General features: G+C 60.2%; 12 protein-coding genes and 1 pseudogene. 2 read left to right on the top strand and 11 right to left on the bottom strand.

Annotated features, from left to right (window positions below; translation table 11 throughout):
- Positions 1–208: 208 nt before the first annotated feature.
- Positions 209–1,693, bottom strand: coding sequence for a lactonase family protein (locus tag DLM46_RS15020; RefSeq protein ID WP_115101517.1), 1,485 nt, complete (start codon positions 1,691–1,693; stop codon positions 209–211).
- 567 nt (positions 1,694–2,260) lie between these two features.
- Positions 2,261–3,472, bottom strand: a complete 1,212-nt coding sequence (hmpA, locus tag DLM46_RS15015) for an NO-inducible flavohemoprotein (RefSeq protein ID WP_115101516.1) — start codon at positions 3,470–3,472, stop codon at positions 2,261–2,263.
- 169 nt (positions 3,473–3,641) lie between these two features.
- Here hmpA and DLM46_RS15010 point away from each other — a divergent pair, with 169 nt between their 5' ends.
- The gene (locus DLM46_RS15010) at positions 3,642–3,893 is read left to right on the top strand and encodes a transcriptional regulator (RefSeq protein WP_115101549.1); all 252 of its coding nucleotides are present in this window, start codon (positions 3,642–3,644) and stop codon (positions 3,891–3,893) included.
- A gap of 42 nt (positions 3,894–3,935) precedes the next feature.
- Here DLM46_RS15010 and DLM46_RS15005 read toward each other — a convergent pair whose 3' ends face one another.
- The 3 genes from DLM46_RS15005 to DLM46_RS14990 form a co-directional block, all read right to left on the bottom strand.
- Positions 3,936–4,550, bottom strand: coding sequence for a dioxygenase family protein (locus DLM46_RS15005; RefSeq protein WP_115101515.1), 615 nt, complete (start codon positions 4,548–4,550; stop codon positions 3,936–3,938).
- Between the two features lie 215 nt (positions 4,551–4,765).
- Positions 4,766–5,338: a hypothetical protein gene (locus tag DLM46_RS14995; protein ID WP_133300343.1), complete on the bottom strand. Its 573-nt coding sequence runs from the start codon at positions 5,336–5,338 to the stop codon at positions 4,766–4,768.
- Between the two features lie 14 nt (positions 5,339–5,352).
- The gene (locus DLM46_RS14990) at positions 5,353–5,850 is read right to left on the bottom strand and encodes a hypothetical protein (protein ID WP_115101513.1); all 498 of its coding nucleotides are present in this window, start codon (positions 5,848–5,850) and stop codon (positions 5,353–5,355) included.
- Positions 5,851–6,408: 558 nt separating this feature from the next.
- On the opposite strand from DLM46_RS14990, the pseudogene DLM46_RS14985 reads away from it, so the two are divergent.
- A pseudogene (locus DLM46_RS14985) lies at positions 6,409–7,071 on the top strand (AraC family transcriptional regulator); the annotation flags it as partial.
- Between the two features lie 1,064 nt (positions 7,072–8,135).
- Here DLM46_RS14985 and DLM46_RS14965 read toward each other — a convergent pair.
- From DLM46_RS14965 to DLM46_RS14930, 6 genes are all read right to left on the bottom strand, one after another.
- Entirely contained in the window at positions 8,136–10,349 is a 2,214-nt protein-coding gene (locus DLM46_RS14965) for a beta-glucosidase (RefSeq protein ID WP_115101511.1), read from the bottom strand.
- A 1,043-nt stretch (positions 10,350–11,392) separates the two neighbouring features.
- On the bottom strand, positions 11,393–11,836 hold the full coding sequence (locus DLM46_RS14950; protein WP_115101508.1) for a PGDYG domain-containing protein: 444 nt from the start codon (positions 11,834–11,836) through the stop codon (positions 11,393–11,395).
- Entirely contained in the window at positions 11,833–13,779 is a 1,947-nt protein-coding gene (locus DLM46_RS14945; protein WP_133300342.1) for a hypothetical protein, read from the bottom strand. The genes DLM46_RS14950 and DLM46_RS14945 overlap by 4 nt, the downstream gene beginning before the upstream one ends.
- Before the next feature lie 87 nt (positions 13,780–13,866).
- Positions 13,867–14,727 (bottom strand): S1 family peptidase, encoded by an 861-nt coding sequence (locus DLM46_RS14940; protein WP_115101506.1) that lies wholly within the window; start codon positions 14,725–14,727, stop codon positions 13,867–13,869.
- Complete coding sequence (locus tag DLM46_RS14935; protein ID WP_165847979.1) at positions 14,666–15,070, bottom strand: RT0821/Lpp0805 family surface protein; 405 nt, start codon at positions 15,068–15,070, stop codon at positions 14,666–14,668. The genes DLM46_RS14940 and DLM46_RS14935 overlap by 62 nt, the downstream gene beginning before the upstream one ends.
- Before the next feature lie 121 nt (positions 15,071–15,191).
- Positions 15,192–16,580, bottom strand: a complete 1,389-nt coding sequence (locus tag DLM46_RS14930; protein ID WP_115101504.1) for a TIR domain-containing protein — start codon at positions 16,578–16,580, stop codon at positions 15,192–15,194.
- Positions 16,581–16,799 lie beyond the last annotated feature (219 nt).

Genomic DNA, 16,799 nt, shown 5'->3' with positions numbered 1-16,799 from the left:
ATCACCGAAGGCTTCAGCCATTTCGTTGCCTCCATAGCTGCTCCGGTTGCTTCCGGCTGGAGCGGTTGCCGGGCGGGACTTACACCCGCTGGAAAGCGCCACCTTTTCACGGCGCACACCCAAAGCGGTCTACCAATCGCAGAAAATCGAGCGGCCGGTTTGCGAGATCACCGGCCACATGGGCTGCAAACAGTTTATGCGGCTTTCGCTACTGGCCCACGACCGTGAAGGAGACCGGACTACCACCTGCTGGGAAAGGCGAGCCCGCCATCTGAGTCAGCGCGCCGGTCGAGGCATTGATACTGTAGGCGGAAATGTTGTTGTTGCCACTATTCGCTACATAGGCGAATTTGCCGCTGGGATCGACCGTGACGGAGAGCGGAAAACTACGTGCTGCGAAAGGCGAGCCCGCCACCTGAGTCAGCGCGCCACTGGAGGCATTGATGCTGTACGCCGAAACGTTGAAGCTACCCTGGTTCGCGACATAGGCGAACTTGCCGCTGGGATCGACCGTAACGGATGTCGGTCCACTGCCTGCTGCGAAAGGCGAGCCCGCCATCTGAGTCAGCGCGCCGGTCGAGGCGTTGATGCTGTAGGCGGAAACGTTGCTGCTACCCTGGTTCGCGACATAGGCGAACTTGCCGCTGGGATCGACTGTAACGGAGGTCGGTCCACTGCCTGCTGCGAAAGGCGAGCCCGCCATCTGAGTCAGCGCGCCGGTCGAGGCATTGATGCTGTAGGCGGAAACGTTGCTGCTACCCTGGTTCGCGACATAGGCGAACTTGCCGCTGGGATCGACCGTAACGGAGGTCGGTCCACTGCCTGCTGCGAAAGGCGAGCCCGCCACCTGAGTCAGCGCGCCGGTCGAGGTATTGATGCTGTAGGCGGAAACGTTGCTGCTCGCGTAATTCGCGACATAGGCGAACTTGCCGCTGGGATCGACCGTGACGGAGATCGGAGAACTACCTGCTAGGAAAGGCGAGCCCGCCATCTGAGTCAGCGCGCCGGTCGAGGTATTGATGCTGTAGGCGAAAACGTTGCTGCTCGCGTAATTCGCGACATAGGCGAACTTGCCGCTGGGATCGACCGTGACGGAGGTCGGCGTATTGCTTGTTGCGAAAGGAGAACCCGCCACCTGAGTCAGTGCGCCAGTGGAGGCATCGATGCTGTAGGCGGAAACGTTGTTGGTAGTCTGGTTCGCGACATAGGCAAACTTGGGCACCGGCGATACGCAACTGACCGCCACGCTCGTGACGTTGGCCGTGGCCGTGCCGCTGCCGGAAGCGACGCTGCAAGTTTGCGCTGGCAGTGTGGGCTGCGTTTTCACCGTTACGGCGTAGCTTGCACCGCTGGCGAGCGCGGTGGCAAAGATGAAGCTGCCGCTCGCGTTAATCGTAAGGTTGTCCCCCGCATTGTCCTGCAATACCAGTCCCGAGCCGGTGAGGCCGGATACGGTAACACCGATGGTGTAGGTAGGCGTGGTGGGCGTGGTAGGCGTGGTGGGCGTGGTGGGCGTGGTGGGCGTGGTGGGCGTTGTCGGCGTTGTCGGCGTTGTCGGCGTGGGCGTCGTCGGCGTCGTCGGCGTGGCGGTCGTGTCCGAATTGCTGCCGCCTCCGCAAGCGACCAACCCAACAGCCAGCATGCCGCCCAGAAGAACCTGAGCCAATGCGTGCAATTTTTTGATTGATTTCATTACGTGGTTCGTTCGTTAACCTCACGGCACGCGATAGCCGCAATACATGCCATTGCCAATCTGGTACTACGGTAGCCCGGTTTGAGGCTTGAGATATCGATTGGGCGGCTGCTTTCGGATCGCCGCTGACGTTTGAATGTCCGAGCGCTGCTCTCGTTGGACAGCTCTTCCTGGCGTCGATCAGACCCGCCACCGCCTACCGACGGGAAATATATCCATCGGCTCAAGTACTGCCAATCGTGTAAATTAGGTAGTCCAGCCCCCTGACGGCAAGAGGTGCCGACAACCTACATTGTGACCAGCGCGTCTGAATTTGCCGCAGCCCCATTACCACTTTCGACGGCAAAGCAGACGCTGGAGCGACCGTGACGCGGCGCGCGCAAAGGGCTGTTCCTGGCCCGCATTGAGACGTCGCCATCGCACGCGGCACCGGACGACTACCGGCTTGTGTTCCAACTGCCAGCCGACAGCGGTGAAACTCGCGAGTCGCTCCACGAACCGGCCGTCGCCGGTGACACATTTACTGTCGCAACGGCGACAGTTTTAACCGGTCTACGCCAGCCGTGCTTATTCGGCGAACAGGTCCGGACCAAACACTTCGTAGTGAATGCGGGCGTCATGGATGCTGAGCTCCTTTAGCGCGTCATGTTGCATGCGCATAAAGGGGATCGGTCCGCAGATGTAGTAATCGGCGTCCGGCAACAGGATCGAACTCTTGATCAGATTGACGTCGACGAAGCCCGCGTGATCGTAGTCACGGCCCTGAGTATCCTGGGGCAGCGGCTCGTCGTAAAACACCACCAGATGAAAATTGGCGTGCGCTGCGGCTGTCTCACGCAGCCGGTCACGCATGGCATGCACCGCGCCGTTGCGAGCGCCGTGGACAAATACCACCTGCCGCTGCGGATCCTGTATGGCCTTCTTGAGCATGCTGATCATCGGCGTCAGCCCCACGCCTCCGCTGATCAGCACGATAGGCGTCCCGGCGCTCACATCGATATGGAAACTGCCATATGGCGCGGCGAGCCTGACCCCGTCTCCGACATTGACGTGATCGTGCAACAGGCAGGAGACATAGCCTGGCGGGTGCGAACCGCCGCTCTCGCGCTTGACCGAGATGCGGTAGCTGCGTCCGTTTGGCATATCCGAGAGGCTGTACTGCCGAATTTGCTGCAAACCCAGAGCCGGCACGTTCACGGCGATACTGGTGTATTGCCCGGGTTCGAAGTTGGCGACGGGGCCGCCATCGGCCGGTTCAAAAACGAAGGATGTGATGACGGTGCTTTCCGGCCGCTTCTCGCGAACGACGAAGGTGCGCCAGCCGGTCCAGCCGCCCAGCCTCTCCGCGGAGCCTTCGTATAACTCACTTTCCATGCCCATCAGCATGTCCGCCAGGTTGCTGTAGGCCTGTGCCCAGGCGGAAACAATATCCTCGGTCGCCGCGGTCCCGAGCACGTCCTTGATGGCGCCAAGCAGGTGCTCGCCGACGATCGGATAGTGCTCCGGCAGCACGCCGAGGCTCGCATGCTTGTTGGCAATGTTTTTCAGCACTGCCGTGAGGCTCGCGGGGTCCTCGATATTTTCCGCGTACGCATAGACGGCACGCGCCAGCGCCTGCTGTTGCTGCCCCTGTTCCTGATGTGCCATGTTGAACACATTCTTCAATTCAGGATGAGTCTCGAACAGGCGCTGATAAAAGCGCTGGATGATGGGGTAGCCATATTCGGCCAGAACGGGCGCGGTGGCCTTGACGATGTCCTTCGTTCGCTGCGTCAGCATGACCTGGCCTCCTTCACAACGCTGGGGAGCGCCCCAGCCTAGCTCAAGTCTATACAACGATGACGCGTTTGATGAGACCGAGTCGGCCCGGTTCGAGCCGAAAGCGGCGGCCGAGAGCATACTGGCATCGGTTGACGATATCTCCGTTGAACACGTCGGGGGGACGAACATGCGCCTGATCGAAGCAGATGAACACAAAGATTTTCTCGCGACCTTGCAGCGCAACGGTTTGGCAGAAGGAGATTTCGATCTTCGGGAAGTCGACACGACAGATCCCAAGAGTGACGAGAACTGCGGTCTACAGGGCTATGTCTGCATAACCAGGCTATCGACGCAGGTTACGAAGGAATACCCGTTATGCGACGAAAGCGATTGGCTACAGCACTTCACGAGAGATCTCGACGCGGGCGTCTTCGGCTGACCGGAATGAGATCCTGGGCGCCATCGAAATCCGTGACTTGCGCTACGCGAACGCGAGCACGAAATCGAATCGGGCCGCCTTGCGCCCGCCGTGGTCGTCGATCGTCATTAGCAGCCGGCGATCAAACAGGAAATCGCGAGCGTTGCGCTGCTCGCCCGGAAAGTAAAGTTGGGTCGTGAGGGTAGGCCCGTTCGGCGCTTGCACCGTCACATGGAAGTGTCGTGTGCGTCCCGGATACAGACCCGGCACGATGGTCTCGAGGCGGTAGCGTCCCTCGCTGTCGGCGAATTGGTGACCGCGCAGCCGGAACCCCTCGACGTCGTATTCCCCGGCGTCATTAGCGTGCCAGAAATCGAGCAAAGCCCCGGACACCGCCCTGCATCGTGTCGACAGCACCTGCCCGGTCAAGACGATCTTCGATCCATTGATCCCCGGTTCGAGCAACGATGCGCGTTGCGGCGAGTGCGGCAGGAAGAAAGGGCCTGCCGTCTGCCGCGGCGTCGGTCCGTGACCGTCGTCGCAGGCGGGCGTCGGTGAAACTGCGTCGGCCCGGCCTTCGTCGGTTTTTCCGAGCGCCAACAGCAGCAACGTGGACGGCACCGCACCCGACCTGCGAAGAAAATCGCGCCGCCCCTGGTTCACACTTCGTGCGCGCATCGTGCACCCTCCTTGTTTCCCGCTCGATCGTCACGACGCGCGATCCGCGCTGTGGAGTCGACGGGCGTCCGTGCGGGTCCCGTGCCAACCATGGTAAGCCGAAACTTCAGGCCGGGTGAGCCGGCCGCGAGGTCGCGACCGGCCGTAGTCGGACCCGAAAGAGACGGTCATCCCACGTCGAAGCGGTCATTCAAGTCGGTTGTAGACAATCAGCCTTACTTGGAACGGAGGCTTTTTTCTACGTGACTCAGATAAAAGCCGGGGCCGGTAATCGCGTGCGTCAAGACTATCCTTTCCCCTGACGAGAGAGTCCAGACTACTGTTTTAATCTGCCCATCCGGCGAAACGCTGTCCTGTGAGGATCCGAAATTGGAGTGCGCGGTGAGGTCGGCACGGATCTCGTTGCCGTTGCCGTCGGCACTGCCGATTCCGCAGGTTTCCACTTTGACATCGCCTTGAGTCGCCTCCGCGGCGGCAAGCTCGTACGGTCCAGTGTCGGAGCCGACCGTCCAGGATCGCGACCGGAGTCGATCCCGATGTCCCATGTCACGGGAAAGATCCTTTTTGATTGGTAGCTTAAGCGCGGAGGCATATGCATCGAGGCTCTCGTAACTCGGTGTTCCCCGCATGCAGAAGAACTTGAAATCGTTCGCAAGTGCAGCGTTTCGACCGTTGGCGTAAGCCGGTGCGCCCACGAAAACCCATCCTGCTAACAGAATGGTCGCCATGCTCATTCGCTTGAGTAGTATGCTAAAAATATTCGAGGAATCCCGGTCTTCATTTTTCATCTTCGATGACATTCCTAGGGAATGGTCTTCTGAGGAGGCAACCGCTCGTGTCCGCGATCGTCGATTGCGAGAATGTCGGCAATTTCGGTGCGCGTTTTTACCACCTCAGGCGTCTCGCTCATCGCATATTTGATGGTTTGCACGGCTACGGCGTCAAAGGCGTGCTCCATTCCGATTTCAATGATGGCGTCCCTCGGTTCGAACGAGCCCGTGCGCGAGCGAACCCATTTAAATACGGCTGGATCCAGCGCTCTGGCGTTTACCAGTATTCCAGCGAAACGCGACTCGCACTGAATAGATTTCGGCTGGCCCGTGAAGACAAATCTCTTTTTGAACAGCACTCGGCAAACCGGCACGGCGATCAAGATTGAATACACTGCCACTATCCAAGGACCGGCTGCATGGCTGCCCTTATACAGCCTCAAACTGCTCGCCGAGACAGCAATGAAATAGACGAGCGTCGGCCACATTCGACCTCGCGTCCAGCACGGGACTACAAGTTCGTTTTCCATCCGCGCTCCTGTACGTGGTTCGATTTTGACTAGATGCCGTCTCGCATGTGACATGCGGCAACGAATGAACACGAGCCTCCAATATCTCCCTCACTCCCTTACCTAGAAGATCTCGGCGCACAAGTCGATGTCGTTCGAATGATCACCGACAACTCGCGACATCGTTTGTGCGCTGGGCAACCTGGCGAGCACCTTGAATGATCGCCCTTGTCGGCCGCGCCTATAAACCGGGTAACGGCACGCTAGCGCAGAGTTTGAGTCTGGTCCATCGGCGATTGTCAGCAATCTGGGAGCCAACGTCGAATGACCGAACCTGGGCGCAGCCGACATCAACGGCCCTGTCCCGAATCCGTCACGCGATGCGCCATGGCAGGAGTTGATGAGTGCCCTTCAATTTGTCACCTTTCGCGCCGACACATTAGTCCGTGGGCAATCGCTCAACGGTCACCAGGTTTTCAAAAAATTACTAAAGATTTCTTGGTTCGTGACGTTATTTGTCTAAGGATTCATCGCGCTGAATAATCGCGAAAGAATCCGTTTGCGATTCGCTCGGAAAACCCCGGACTGACGGCGGCGCCCATCGCGCTGGGCAACGGTGAATTCAGAATCGGCGCTCCAGACAGACCGATCGACTCGCGCATGATGGCGGGCCACTGCAGCTTCGGCTCACCGGATGCGACCTTGCTGGTCTCGCTGTTGCCGCAACTCGTGCATGTTCGCGGCGAACAGCGTTTGGCCACGCTCGTGGAGCTTGTGCGAGAGGAATCACGCGAGCAGCGGCCCGCGCGCGAAGTTGTGCTGTCACGACTGCTGGAAGTGCTGCTCATCGAGGCGCTGCGGTCCACGGCAGGAACGAACGCGTCGCCGGGCCTGGTGCGTGGGCTCTCCGATTGCCGCCTTGCGGTCGCGATCCGCGGGATGCACGAACACCCGACACACGCGGGGACGGTTGCTGAGCTCGCGAAGGAAGCTGCGCTCTCGCGCTCGACCTTTTTCGAGCGCTTCAGCCGCGCGGTCGGCGTCGCGCCGATGGAGTATCTGCTCACCTGGCGCATGGCACTCGCGAAGGATCTCCTGCGCCGCAACGAAGGCCGCGTCGCCGAGATTGCGCAGCGCGTCGGCTACAGCTCCGCCAGCACCTTCAGCGTCGCCTTCACGCGGCACGTCGGCCGGCCGCCTACGCAGTATGCGCGTGAGGAGCAGGCGGCCGCAGGCCACTAAAGCCGAGGCGGCAATCGTTCGGGTCGCCCCCCCACGCGGTGCATGGACGCCATAAAAATACGACCGATACCTCTCTTCAATACCGTCGCTTAGGCCGCACTTCGTGCCACTCCATGCCGACTTGAGCTGCGTTGCTCGTTTCTCGTTGAAGTGAAATCGGTTGTCAGAAGTTGAACCGTGTCCGAACTGGCGATCGAACGCTTCGTGCTGGCTCGAGCCAGAATGCGATCCAGATACAAATAGAAGTGTTCGAGTTGTCTCGCGTCCGAAGCGGCTGGTTCGAGGTCGAACACATGCTCGAGCACGCGGCGCGATACGTGGAAACGCTGAAATCCGTGGACGATACGAAACTGGAAGACGACGCCGTCACTATTGTGCGGCACCGCTGCCCAGGTGAGCGAATGGCTAGCCATGGAGCCCCCGTAAATCATGTCAGATCAAAAGCTCGTCAATTCATGTTCGCACATCTCCACGTAAGACCCATCTTTTCAAAATTGTGACGCTTCAAGATTTGACATTTTTACCACGGTCAATATATTGCGATGCAGCAAAACATCTGTAGACTGAAGATAGAGCGTCCGCAATCGTGCGCCCGCAGTCGCAATATGACGGGAGAATGCGCCATGACGACTTCTCAGACTTACACTCCAACTGCCGCTGTATTGCATGTCTTCGAGCAAGCCGGAGGCTGGCATTGGGGCATCACTGTTCCGCGTGCAAGGGGGAGTGGATTCAAGCTCATTGCTTTCAGTGGGAAAACCTTCCCGATTGAGGACGCCGCACGCACGGACGGGCGTCGAGCGCTAGTCGACCTTGCGGAGAGCGGCACGCGCGAGCAACTTGCCACGGAGTCCCCAGGAACAGGGCTTTTGTAAGTTCGCGGGACGAAAATCAAAATCCATACCGCTCGCAAAGAGAATGCTGGGTCGACCCATGTCAACGCCTTGAGCGGCGCATAGCGGCCGTTCCAACAAACCCCGCACGTGAGCAATGAGTGCCGCAGTCGCTGCTGTCCCCCGGGCGCGGTACATCCCGCCCCCGGGTGCGTGACGAGAGTACGAGGTCTAGCTCCCTTGCAGCCGAATATCACGCGACGACGCCCCTACGTACACCGTCCCGCCAGGCACGTACCGCCAGCCTTTGCGTGATGTGTCCCATACGCTCTGCATGCGCGGCGTGACCGTGATACGCACGCGGCGTGCTTCGCCGGGGTTCATGCCGATCTTTTCCCATCCGACGAGACGTCGCGGAGGCTCGTCCCGGTAAGGCACTCCAAGGTACACCTGCGGAACTTCTGCACCCGCCACGCCACCGTCGTTGCGCACGGTAAACGACACGTCGAGTGCGCCGTCGGATCGATGGACGACAGAGAGTGCCGAGTACGAGAAATGCGTGTACGACAGCCCGTATCCGAACTCGAACATCGGCGTGATGTTTTTCGCGTCATACCAGCGGTAGCCCATATTCAGCTTCTCCGCGTAGACGGGATCCTGCTCGAAGACGCCGCTTAGCCCCCACGTCGGCGAGTCCTGATCTCGCATCGGGAAGGTAACGGGCAGCTTGCCGGAAGGATTGACCTTGCCGAACAGGACGTTCGCGATCGCATTGCCGCCGCCTTCGCCCGGATACCAGGCTTCCACGATCGCCGCCACGCGATCCTTCCACGGCATGAGCACCGGGTTGCCGCTTTCAACGACGACGATCGTGCGAGGATTGGCGCGCGCTACCGCGTCGACGAGCGCGTCCTGGTTCGACGGATTCGCGAGGCTCAGGCTTTGCAAGTCGCCGAAGTCTTCACCGGCGGGCTGCGCGACGACGACAACCGCGACATCCGAGCGGCCCGCGAGCGCCGCCGCCTGGTCGATTTCCTGTTGAGTGTAGGTGCGAAATGGCGTTTGCTGATCGCTGTTGCCGGCAAAGCTCACCTGCGCCGACGGCGCGAGCGCGCGGATCGCTGCAACGATAGGCGCGTTCAGCTTCAGCCACGGATTGCTCCACCAGCTGCAGCCCGTCGACGTGCCGAACGTCAAGCCGCCGCAACCTGCGAACGAGCCCGACACCGGATCACGCGTATTGCCTGATCCGCCGCCCGTCAGCACAGCCGCATCTGCGTGTCCACCTATCACCGCAATCCGCGCAAGCGAGGCGGCGGAGAGCGGCAACTGATTGCCGTCGTTCTTGAGCAGCACGATCGACTGCTCGGCGACCGCCTGCGCGAATGCGTTCGCGCCGGCGAAGTCGATGGCGGTGCCGCCCTTCGGTGGATCGTCCATCACGCCGGTACGGATCATCACGTACAGCTTGCGTCGCACCATGTCATCGAGGCGCGCGGTCGAAACCGAGCCGCTCGCGATCGCCTGCCGAACCGCCTCCGGCGTCAGATAGACGGTCGAGCCGACGTCCTCTTCCTCGTCGAGGCCGGCGTTGATCGCGTTCGCCGTGCTGTGCGTCGCGCCCCAGTCCGACTGGACCTGTCCTTCAAAGCGCCATTCGTTCTTCAGGACGTCGTTGAGCAGATGCGCGTTCTCGCACGCATAGTCGCCGTTGAGCCGGTTGTAGCTGCACATCACGCTACCCGGCTGTGCGCGCTTTGCGGCGATTTCAAACGGCAACAGATAGAGCTCGCGCAGCGTGCGCTCGTCGATCTGGCTGTTGCCGCCCATCCGGTTGTGTTCCTGCTCGTTTCCGGCATAGTGCTTGATCGTTGCGATAACCTTCTGACGCTGCGTGCCGTCAGCACGCTCGGCAAGCATCTCCCCGGCGAGCACCGGATCTTCGCCAAGATACTCGAACAGCCGGCCGCCGCGCGGCTCGCGCGCGAGATTGGTCCCGCCGCCAAGTCCCATTCCGAAGCCCTGCGCACGCAGTTGTATCGCGACCTGTTTGCCGAAATCGGATGACAGGCGGCGATCCCAGCTTGCCGCAAGCGCGATCGTTGCCGGGAAGGTCGTGCTTGCCTGCGACGTGCTGCCGGAGCCCGTCGCGGAGTCGACCATGTTCAGATCAGGAATGCCGAGGCGTGGCACGCCTTGAATGTAGCCCGCACCGCCTCCCGGCACGCTGGACATTGCGTATTCCGAATGAATGAACTGGAGCTTCTCGTCAAGCGTCATCCTGCTGACGAGGGAGTCGGCACGCCGATGCGCAACCGCCGATCCAAACGCGTTCACGGCAGCTGAAGTGGGTGCGAAATCGAGTGGAAAATCGGGTACGTCCGCACGGGCAGCAACGCACACGGCCGCCGCTAACGCGACGACCGGCCATAGTTTCATCTGCATGTCTGTCTCTCCGAAATTCTGTTTTTAGGGAGGTGCGAAAGCGAAGCGCGTCCGATGGATCCACAGCGGACGCAAAGGCGGGCGATGCAGGGTGACTGCTAATACGTGTGCCTGCCAGGAGGGGAATCGGACCAGCCGGATTGACTGTAGCGACGCTCCGTGCCGATTAATGTATGAATGTAGTTTGACTACAACATCGGTAGTTTTACTAATGCGCTGCGATTTTATGCTGAATGATGTCTGCCGGTTAAAATCTATTGGCAAATAAGGATGTTTAACACGCAAAACCCAATGCATTTAGCATGGTAACCACTGAGGTATCGTTGAAATGTGGGGATCAAAAATGCGCCTACAACTGTCACGATTATTAACCGAACAGCGATCTTCTTCTGGCGGATACGTCCGGTTGGCTTCTCAAGCCCGGTTGATGCGCGCGACGACAAGTGCGGGGTTTATCTCGTTGTCCGTCCGACTGTATTTCGCCATACCAATACGGACGCCATTCGCGCCAACCATCCATCGTGCATCCACGACGTGGAGAGAGTCGTAGAATATTGCTGTGGATAGTTTTCCGGCGCCCTCCTCGCGCGCCGGACCGGCAAGGGTTACCTCGCCGGGCGTAATCGACGAGTTGAACCGGTGTTTGGCCATCCCGCACTGACGAGCCGCGTCTGCGAGGCCGTAGCCGGTCGATCATGAGTTTAAGGAGGCGCCATGAACGCAGTGTGCCCGCTGCACGGGCCAACGAAAATCATCCGCACGAATGCGTACGGGTTTCCGGTCTATGCGTGCTGCTGCGACGACGTGACCTATGTGACGCCCCCGGATGCGTGTACGAGGGCACCGACGCAACGCGGACGTGACCCGCAACCCGAACAACCGAAGACAAGGAAAGAATGATACTGACGAGTGGTTGCGATTGGACAATAGGGGGTTTCCGCTTTCGCCAATGTTGATAAGGGCCGCCACAGCCTGGTTACCGCTCTAACCTCAGCCCCGCGCCAGCGCACCGGGGGCCAGCGGGCCGCGTCGCCGAAACGGCTCTACGGAGTATCGCTTGCCTCCGACTCGCTAACCCTTTCGTATGCCCATGCGAACACATCGCCATCAACGAGCCCGTAGTCGCCGTAGCCATATTGCACCAGCCAGTCACCCGGACGACCTTCAAGCACGTCACCTTCGCCGCCGACCCGCACGCTCATCGCCGCCTTCAGACGAAGCGCATGGACCACGACAGGTCGTTTCCGGTACATTCCGTCGCCCACTAGCTCGTAGGTTTGATCGAATCGGTCTCTGCTGATCGGCCACTGCTCGCCCAAGGTTCCGGTAGCCAGGGCGTCACCCGCGCGATAGCGCACCGGCCCTTCCAACGTCGCACAGGTTCCGTCCTCGTCAGCGAACTGCACGGCAACGAGCACAGGTCGCTTCATCACTCGCCAGGCATCCGGGTCGCGTGTCAGATCCGGCATCGATGTGGTATCGGTCATGCTGGAATCTCTGTTTCCTGGTAGCGGATCAGATCCCGCCACTGCTCGTTCTCTTCCGACAGCAATGATGCCACCTCCATCGCGTCGGCGCGCAAGCGAGCCATTGAGATCCAGTCGGGCAAACTATGACGCTCATTGTCGTTCGACACTACCGAATCCAGCACAAGGAGGCGCGAACGCACCTTGTGCGATTGCGCTGCAATACGCCCTATTTCGAGCTTCGTCATCACGCCGTGCAGGGCGGCTGCCAGCGCCGGTGCTGAAGCGCTGAACACCTGGAGACAGGGTTCAACCCACAGCGGAACCTCCACGTGAGAGCAGCGCAGAATGACGTGCACGATCGTGCACCCTAGCACCAACCAGAATAGACCACCAGCGACCCAATCCTCCGCTACCTCGCGCAGTCTCTTCGCGTATTTGTGCGCCCGTTTGTGAAACCTGGCCTGGAGATTGACCTCTTGACGAAGCTTGGAAACCAGTTCGCCCCGGTCCGCCGAAGCGAGGTCGTAACCCTTGTATTCCGACGGCAATCCGTCAGCGCTTAGCGCGCGCTGCAAGATCCATCGCTCGGCACTGCGCAATCGGTGTCCCGCGCGTCTCGAATCCGAGTGCACGAATAGCGGCGCTTGAAACGGAGCGGGTATCGCGAGGAACGGCCGCAGGATCTGGAGATAACGAATTTGTTCCGCAACGAACCGATGACCGAGCCATATACGGTGCCAATCCCTCCTCCGGGCAACGCAAAAAGTCCCAATAATAGAAGCGATGAACACAATTTCGACTAATGGCCAGGTAATTCCAGAATTCACTATTCCCATCACGGACGCAAATACTGCGGCCGATGAGAGCATATACAAGTTCCAGATGCTGCTGCGGTGTCTGCCGCCGGCGACGTTGGCCCGGGCATCGCTCCATTCGAAACGCGCCTGGAGGCCATCAGGTGTGGCCAAGCGACTATCCTCGGCCGTATTCGGTGCCGGGCCGTCAACCGGGTCCTCCTGCTTTTGGGTCGCGCATTCCCCGCAAATCCATTTCCAGACACTGCATAACGATTCATGCACATCCAGGCGAAAAATTGCCGCCATCAATTCATGGAACGAGCCTGCGCGGCGTTCGAACATCCTCCAGCCGCGGCACTCCGAGGCATAGCGAGCCAGCATTTCCGTTTCCCCGCTTGGCACGACCAGATTGCCGTCGAGCGGATTAAGCCGGCGCCGCAGTGGGTCGATCAGCACGCCTTTCGCCAGATCGCGATGCTTGAACAGGGATCCCAGCAGCCCTTCATCCAGTTCTCGCCGACGCAGCCGATACAGACATTCCTCGGTGACGCGATCCGCCTCGATGGTCCAGAGCTTGCCCTCCAGGTCGATCCACAGTACCGGCAGCCCCGCCAGCACCGCCCGTTGTATCAGGCGCACGACGCCGCCGGCAGTGCCGTGCGCCGGGCCCCCGTCCCAAACCGCGACCAGCATGTCCGCATAGCTGAACGCTAGTTCGTCACGCATCGCGAAAGGCGCATCGTCCGTACGCAGCCGCTCCAGCGGACAACCGAAGCCGACCGAGCGCGCCGAGACCGCGTCGTAATCCGCTCGCAGGGTGCCGGGCGCCACCAGATCGACTGTCAGGCCGAGATCGTGGGCGACTTCGATGGCGTATTCGTCGACACCGTCCGCCTGGCCTGTCATGAGGCGTATCATCGGCGGCCCAGGACTATAAAGCTCCTTCGGAAAAAGTGAAGCGACATCCTCGAAATATTCGGATTCATCAGATGATTTGCAGATATCCGCAAATCTGTCGAGCACGGCATGCAGGGTCCGGAACGCAGGAGCGGCACCGTTCTCGACCGCGGCGTGTTGCATTAGCCGCTCACGGCGATGTCCGGCGACAAACAATGTGATCGACGGCCGTAGCAGTGGAAAGCTTGATTGCGTGTCGGTATCCATGGGTGACAGTCGAACAGATGGACACAAGTGTGGGTTCACAGTAAAAACGCGTCGCGAAACAGTCTTGGCTACGCGTCGTCACAGCCGCTATTGAATGCATTGAACAAGTATGGAAATCCCGCGCAGATTCTTTCCTGGATCTTCTTTGGCGGCGCCATCCGTTGAATTCCGCGACATGACGCGCGTCGTCCCGAGAAACTTCGCAAGCTCGCTGGCACGAACCACGACGCCCAAGTCGAGCCTGTCCACATAGCGTCCGACGACCATGCCGACCAAAAGTCCGCGTTCATCAATGACCGGCCCACCGCTGTTGCCTTCGTGTAGCGCCGCCCGCACTACCAAAAGAAGATGGCCGTTTGCGCGTGCCGTGCCGGCCGCGCGTCCCCGCGTGATGACCGGCACGAGCGGCGACGACGGAGTGAGACCGAATCCGATTGTGAACACGGAGCCGTTCTTGCGAACAGGCTCGCCAGCGAAAACGGCGACTCGACTGACTTTATGATGGGTTGCCAGCAGCGCCACATCCAACTGGTCGTCGATTGATACCAGCGTGGCGGGGAGGCTCGAAGCGTCGTTTGGCCAGATTTCAATACGCTCGCAGCCTCGCACGACGTGACCGCTTGTGAGCATTTCACCCGCTTGCGTAACAAAAAATGCCGTGCCGCTGCGAAAAAGACCCACTCTACTTTCCGTACCGGCCTTGCCGCGTATTTGGCTTACCTTCGCGCTCGAGGCTTCTGCTTCCTGTCCGGGAAACGGAATTCCGAAACGGCCGATATCGTCGCGTGATCCACCAGCGGCCTTCCCCGCCAGCAAACCTGCGGCAACGATCATGCTGAGCAAGGACGCGCGACGGCAACGCATAGCCTGACCCGCTTCAGCGAGATCATTGGTCCGCCAGTTGCCACTCGCCTTTCGAGTTGCGGCACGCATGCGCATTCTGCTCATATGTCTTTCCTTCCCTCACATATGTTTCGGTAAATCCCCGGCAGGTTTGCGCACTCGGTGACGCCGTGTAGCCACTTAGCGGCTTGATGCTGCCGGAGTTTCCGGTCTTCGCGTTATGCCAATGACTGGTCTGATGGTTTTTCGAGTTTTGCAGCGCTTCTTGAACGGCACGATCGCGCGCCTCACGATCGCGCTCATCCATCTGATGGCCGATCAGACCACCGAGGACACCGCCGACCAGAGCGCCCGCGACGATCGCGCCGGCGCTGCCGTGGCTGAAGAGGCCGCCGAGCGCCGCGCCAGTGCCGGCACCGAGCAGCGTGCCGGATGTCGTCTTGTTCATGCCGCTCGATCCGTTCTGTGCGCACCCGGTCGTGATCGCTCCGGCCACGCTGGCGCAAACCAAGGCCGACAAACATCTATTCATTGCATTTCTCCGTCAACAGCCGGTTAGGGTGGCACGGCTACTTCGCCCAAATGCCGACCCGCGCGTTCCTCGCTTCCAGTTCGGCCGCCTCGTACTGGGGCGGCGCTCCTTGCCGGGTGCGTACCCAGCCCATACGAACGGCGTGCGTGGCGATGTCCTGGCCATTTGCACGGCACTGGTACCCGTCATCGCGTGCAAAACACTGAACCAGATTTCCCTCGCTCTCGAGGTAGCGTTGCATCGACCGAGCAGGGCGACCGTCCGCTCCCCGGATTCCATACAGATTGACGATCTTTCCCGAGACGATGAGGGATGCGGAATCAAGAACCTGGTCGACGCTGCCTTGGAGATCCGGCACGTGCTGTACCGAAGACACGCCGCCGACGTCCGAGGCCGCTGGCGGCGCTGGAGGACTGACTACGGGCGTGGACGCGGGAATAATGGTCGGCGGTTGCGGGGCCTCGTGGCGCATGAACACCATTGTCAGAGTTCCGGCTACGGCAGCCAGTCCACCCACCGAGGTTGCCAGCAGGCCAATCCGCCGCTTCCGGGCAACTCCGTCAGTCGTCTGCTTCACCGAAACCGGTGCCGCGTTGGGGTCCGGCTGCACGGCGGGCACGGACGCTCCCGCGTACTGAGCGTTCAAATCCGGCAGACTGTGCGGTTCCGTCGGTGTCGTCGCCGCAGCATGCTGTCGCGCCGCCTCAGCCATTTTTGCTGTCGCTTCCCGCTGGCGCGCCTCTTCGACGGCTTTTGCCGCGGCTTCCCGCTGGCGCGCCTCTTCGGCGGCTTTCGCCGCGGCTTCACGCTGGCGCGCCTCTTCGGCGGCTTTTGCCGCGGCTTCACGCTGGCGCGCCTCTTCGGCTGCTATCCGCATTAACTCGTGTCGGCGGCTCTCTTCGGCCTCGTGATCCGCTTTCGACACCGGCACCGCCACCCTTAGAATGTTCTCCGCCAATCCGTCGACCCATTTCCAGACCTCGTGAGAGCGCGGATCGGAATGGCGCAGCGGCCGAAAATCGATCCATTGATGCCGACGAAGCGCCTCCAGTTCGTCTCCGAATGCCGTTTCGTCGACGCCCACTTGATCAACGCCGACATAGAGAATGGGGAAGATAAGATCGTCATGACCCAACTCGATCATGCGCCGGTGGAAAGACTGGAACTCCGCCAGGCAATGCTGGCTTTTCAAGTAGCGGGGGGTGACGATCGGTATGAAGAAGACGGTGTGGCTAATCGTTCGTTCGATTGAAGCCGCCCAATCCGCCCCCGGTGGAATAGCCTGGATATCCTGCCAGATCGTAATATCCGCACCAAATTGCAAGGCAATTGCTTTACCCACGATGGTGCGGAGCTGACTTAACTGCCCATCGCTGTGCGCATCGTCGCTACGAGCGTAGCTCCAGAAACCCACGGGATTGGACATCTGCGGATGCTCCGATGACAAAAGGCGGAATCCTTCCTTTTCCTATGAAGAACGTGAGTGGATTAACGTCACGTTCCCAATCTCCAAAGGTTCTGTCATTGCATTCACGCAGCGCCCCGAGGCTCGGCAAACCGATCGACCATCAACAGACGCGGCCAGGCACAAAGGTCCGGCGCAATCCAAGGTTTTAGCAAGAAGCCCAAGTAGGACTCCGACTTA

Origin of the sequence: Paraburkholderia lacunae, assembly GCF_003353175.1 — a bacterium.
Taxonomy (GTDB): domain Bacteria; phylum Pseudomonadota; class Gammaproteobacteria; order Burkholderiales; family Burkholderiaceae; genus Paraburkholderia; species Paraburkholderia lacunae.
Note: the sequence above shows the minus strand (reverse complement) of the source record. Positions and strands in the feature narration are given on the sequence as shown.

Bases quoted from the DNA above. Each gene is read 5' to 3' on its own strand.
- DLM46_RS15020 (WP_115101517.1), bottom strand. From the start codon at position 1,693: ATGAAATCAATCAAAAAATTGCACGCATTGGCTCAGGTTCTTCTGGGC.
- hmpA (WP_115101516.1), bottom strand. From the start codon at position 3,472: ATGCTGACGCAGCGAACGAAGGACATCGTCAAGGCCACCGCGCCCGTT.
- DLM46_RS15010 (WP_115101549.1), top strand. From the start codon at position 3,642: ATGCGCCTGATCGAAGCAGATGAACACAAAGATTTTCTCGCGACCTTG.
- DLM46_RS15005 (WP_115101515.1), bottom strand. From the start codon at position 4,550: ATGCGCGCACGAAGTGTGAACCAGGGGCGGCGCGATTTTCTTCGCAGG.
- DLM46_RS14995 (WP_133300343.1), bottom strand. From the start codon at position 5,338: ATGAAAAATGAAGACCGGGATTCCTCGAATATTTTTAGCATACTACTC.
- DLM46_RS14990 (WP_115101513.1), bottom strand. From the start codon at position 5,850: ATGGAAAACGAACTTGTAGTCCCGTGCTGGACGCGAGGTCGAATGTGG.
- DLM46_RS14965 (WP_115101511.1), bottom strand. From the start codon at position 10,349: ATGCAGATGAAACTATGGCCGGTCGTCGCGTTAGCGGCGGCCGTGTGC.
- DLM46_RS14950 (WP_115101508.1), bottom strand. From the start codon at position 11,836: ATGACCGATACCACATCGATGCCGGATCTGACACGCGACCCGGATGCC.
- DLM46_RS14945 (WP_133300342.1), bottom strand. From the start codon at position 13,779: ATGGATACCGACACGCAATCAAGCTTTCCACTGCTACGGCCGTCGATC.
- DLM46_RS14940 (WP_115101506.1), bottom strand. From the start codon at position 14,727: ATGAGCAGAATGCGCATGCGTGCCGCAACTCGAAAGGCGAGTGGCAAC.
- DLM46_RS14935 (WP_165847979.1), bottom strand. From the start codon at position 15,070: ATGAACAAGACGACATCCGGCACGCTGCTCGGTGCCGGCACTGGCGCG.
- DLM46_RS14930 (WP_115101504.1), bottom strand. From the start codon at position 16,580: ATGTCCAATCCCGTGGGTTTCTGGAGCTACGCTCGTAGCGACGATGCG.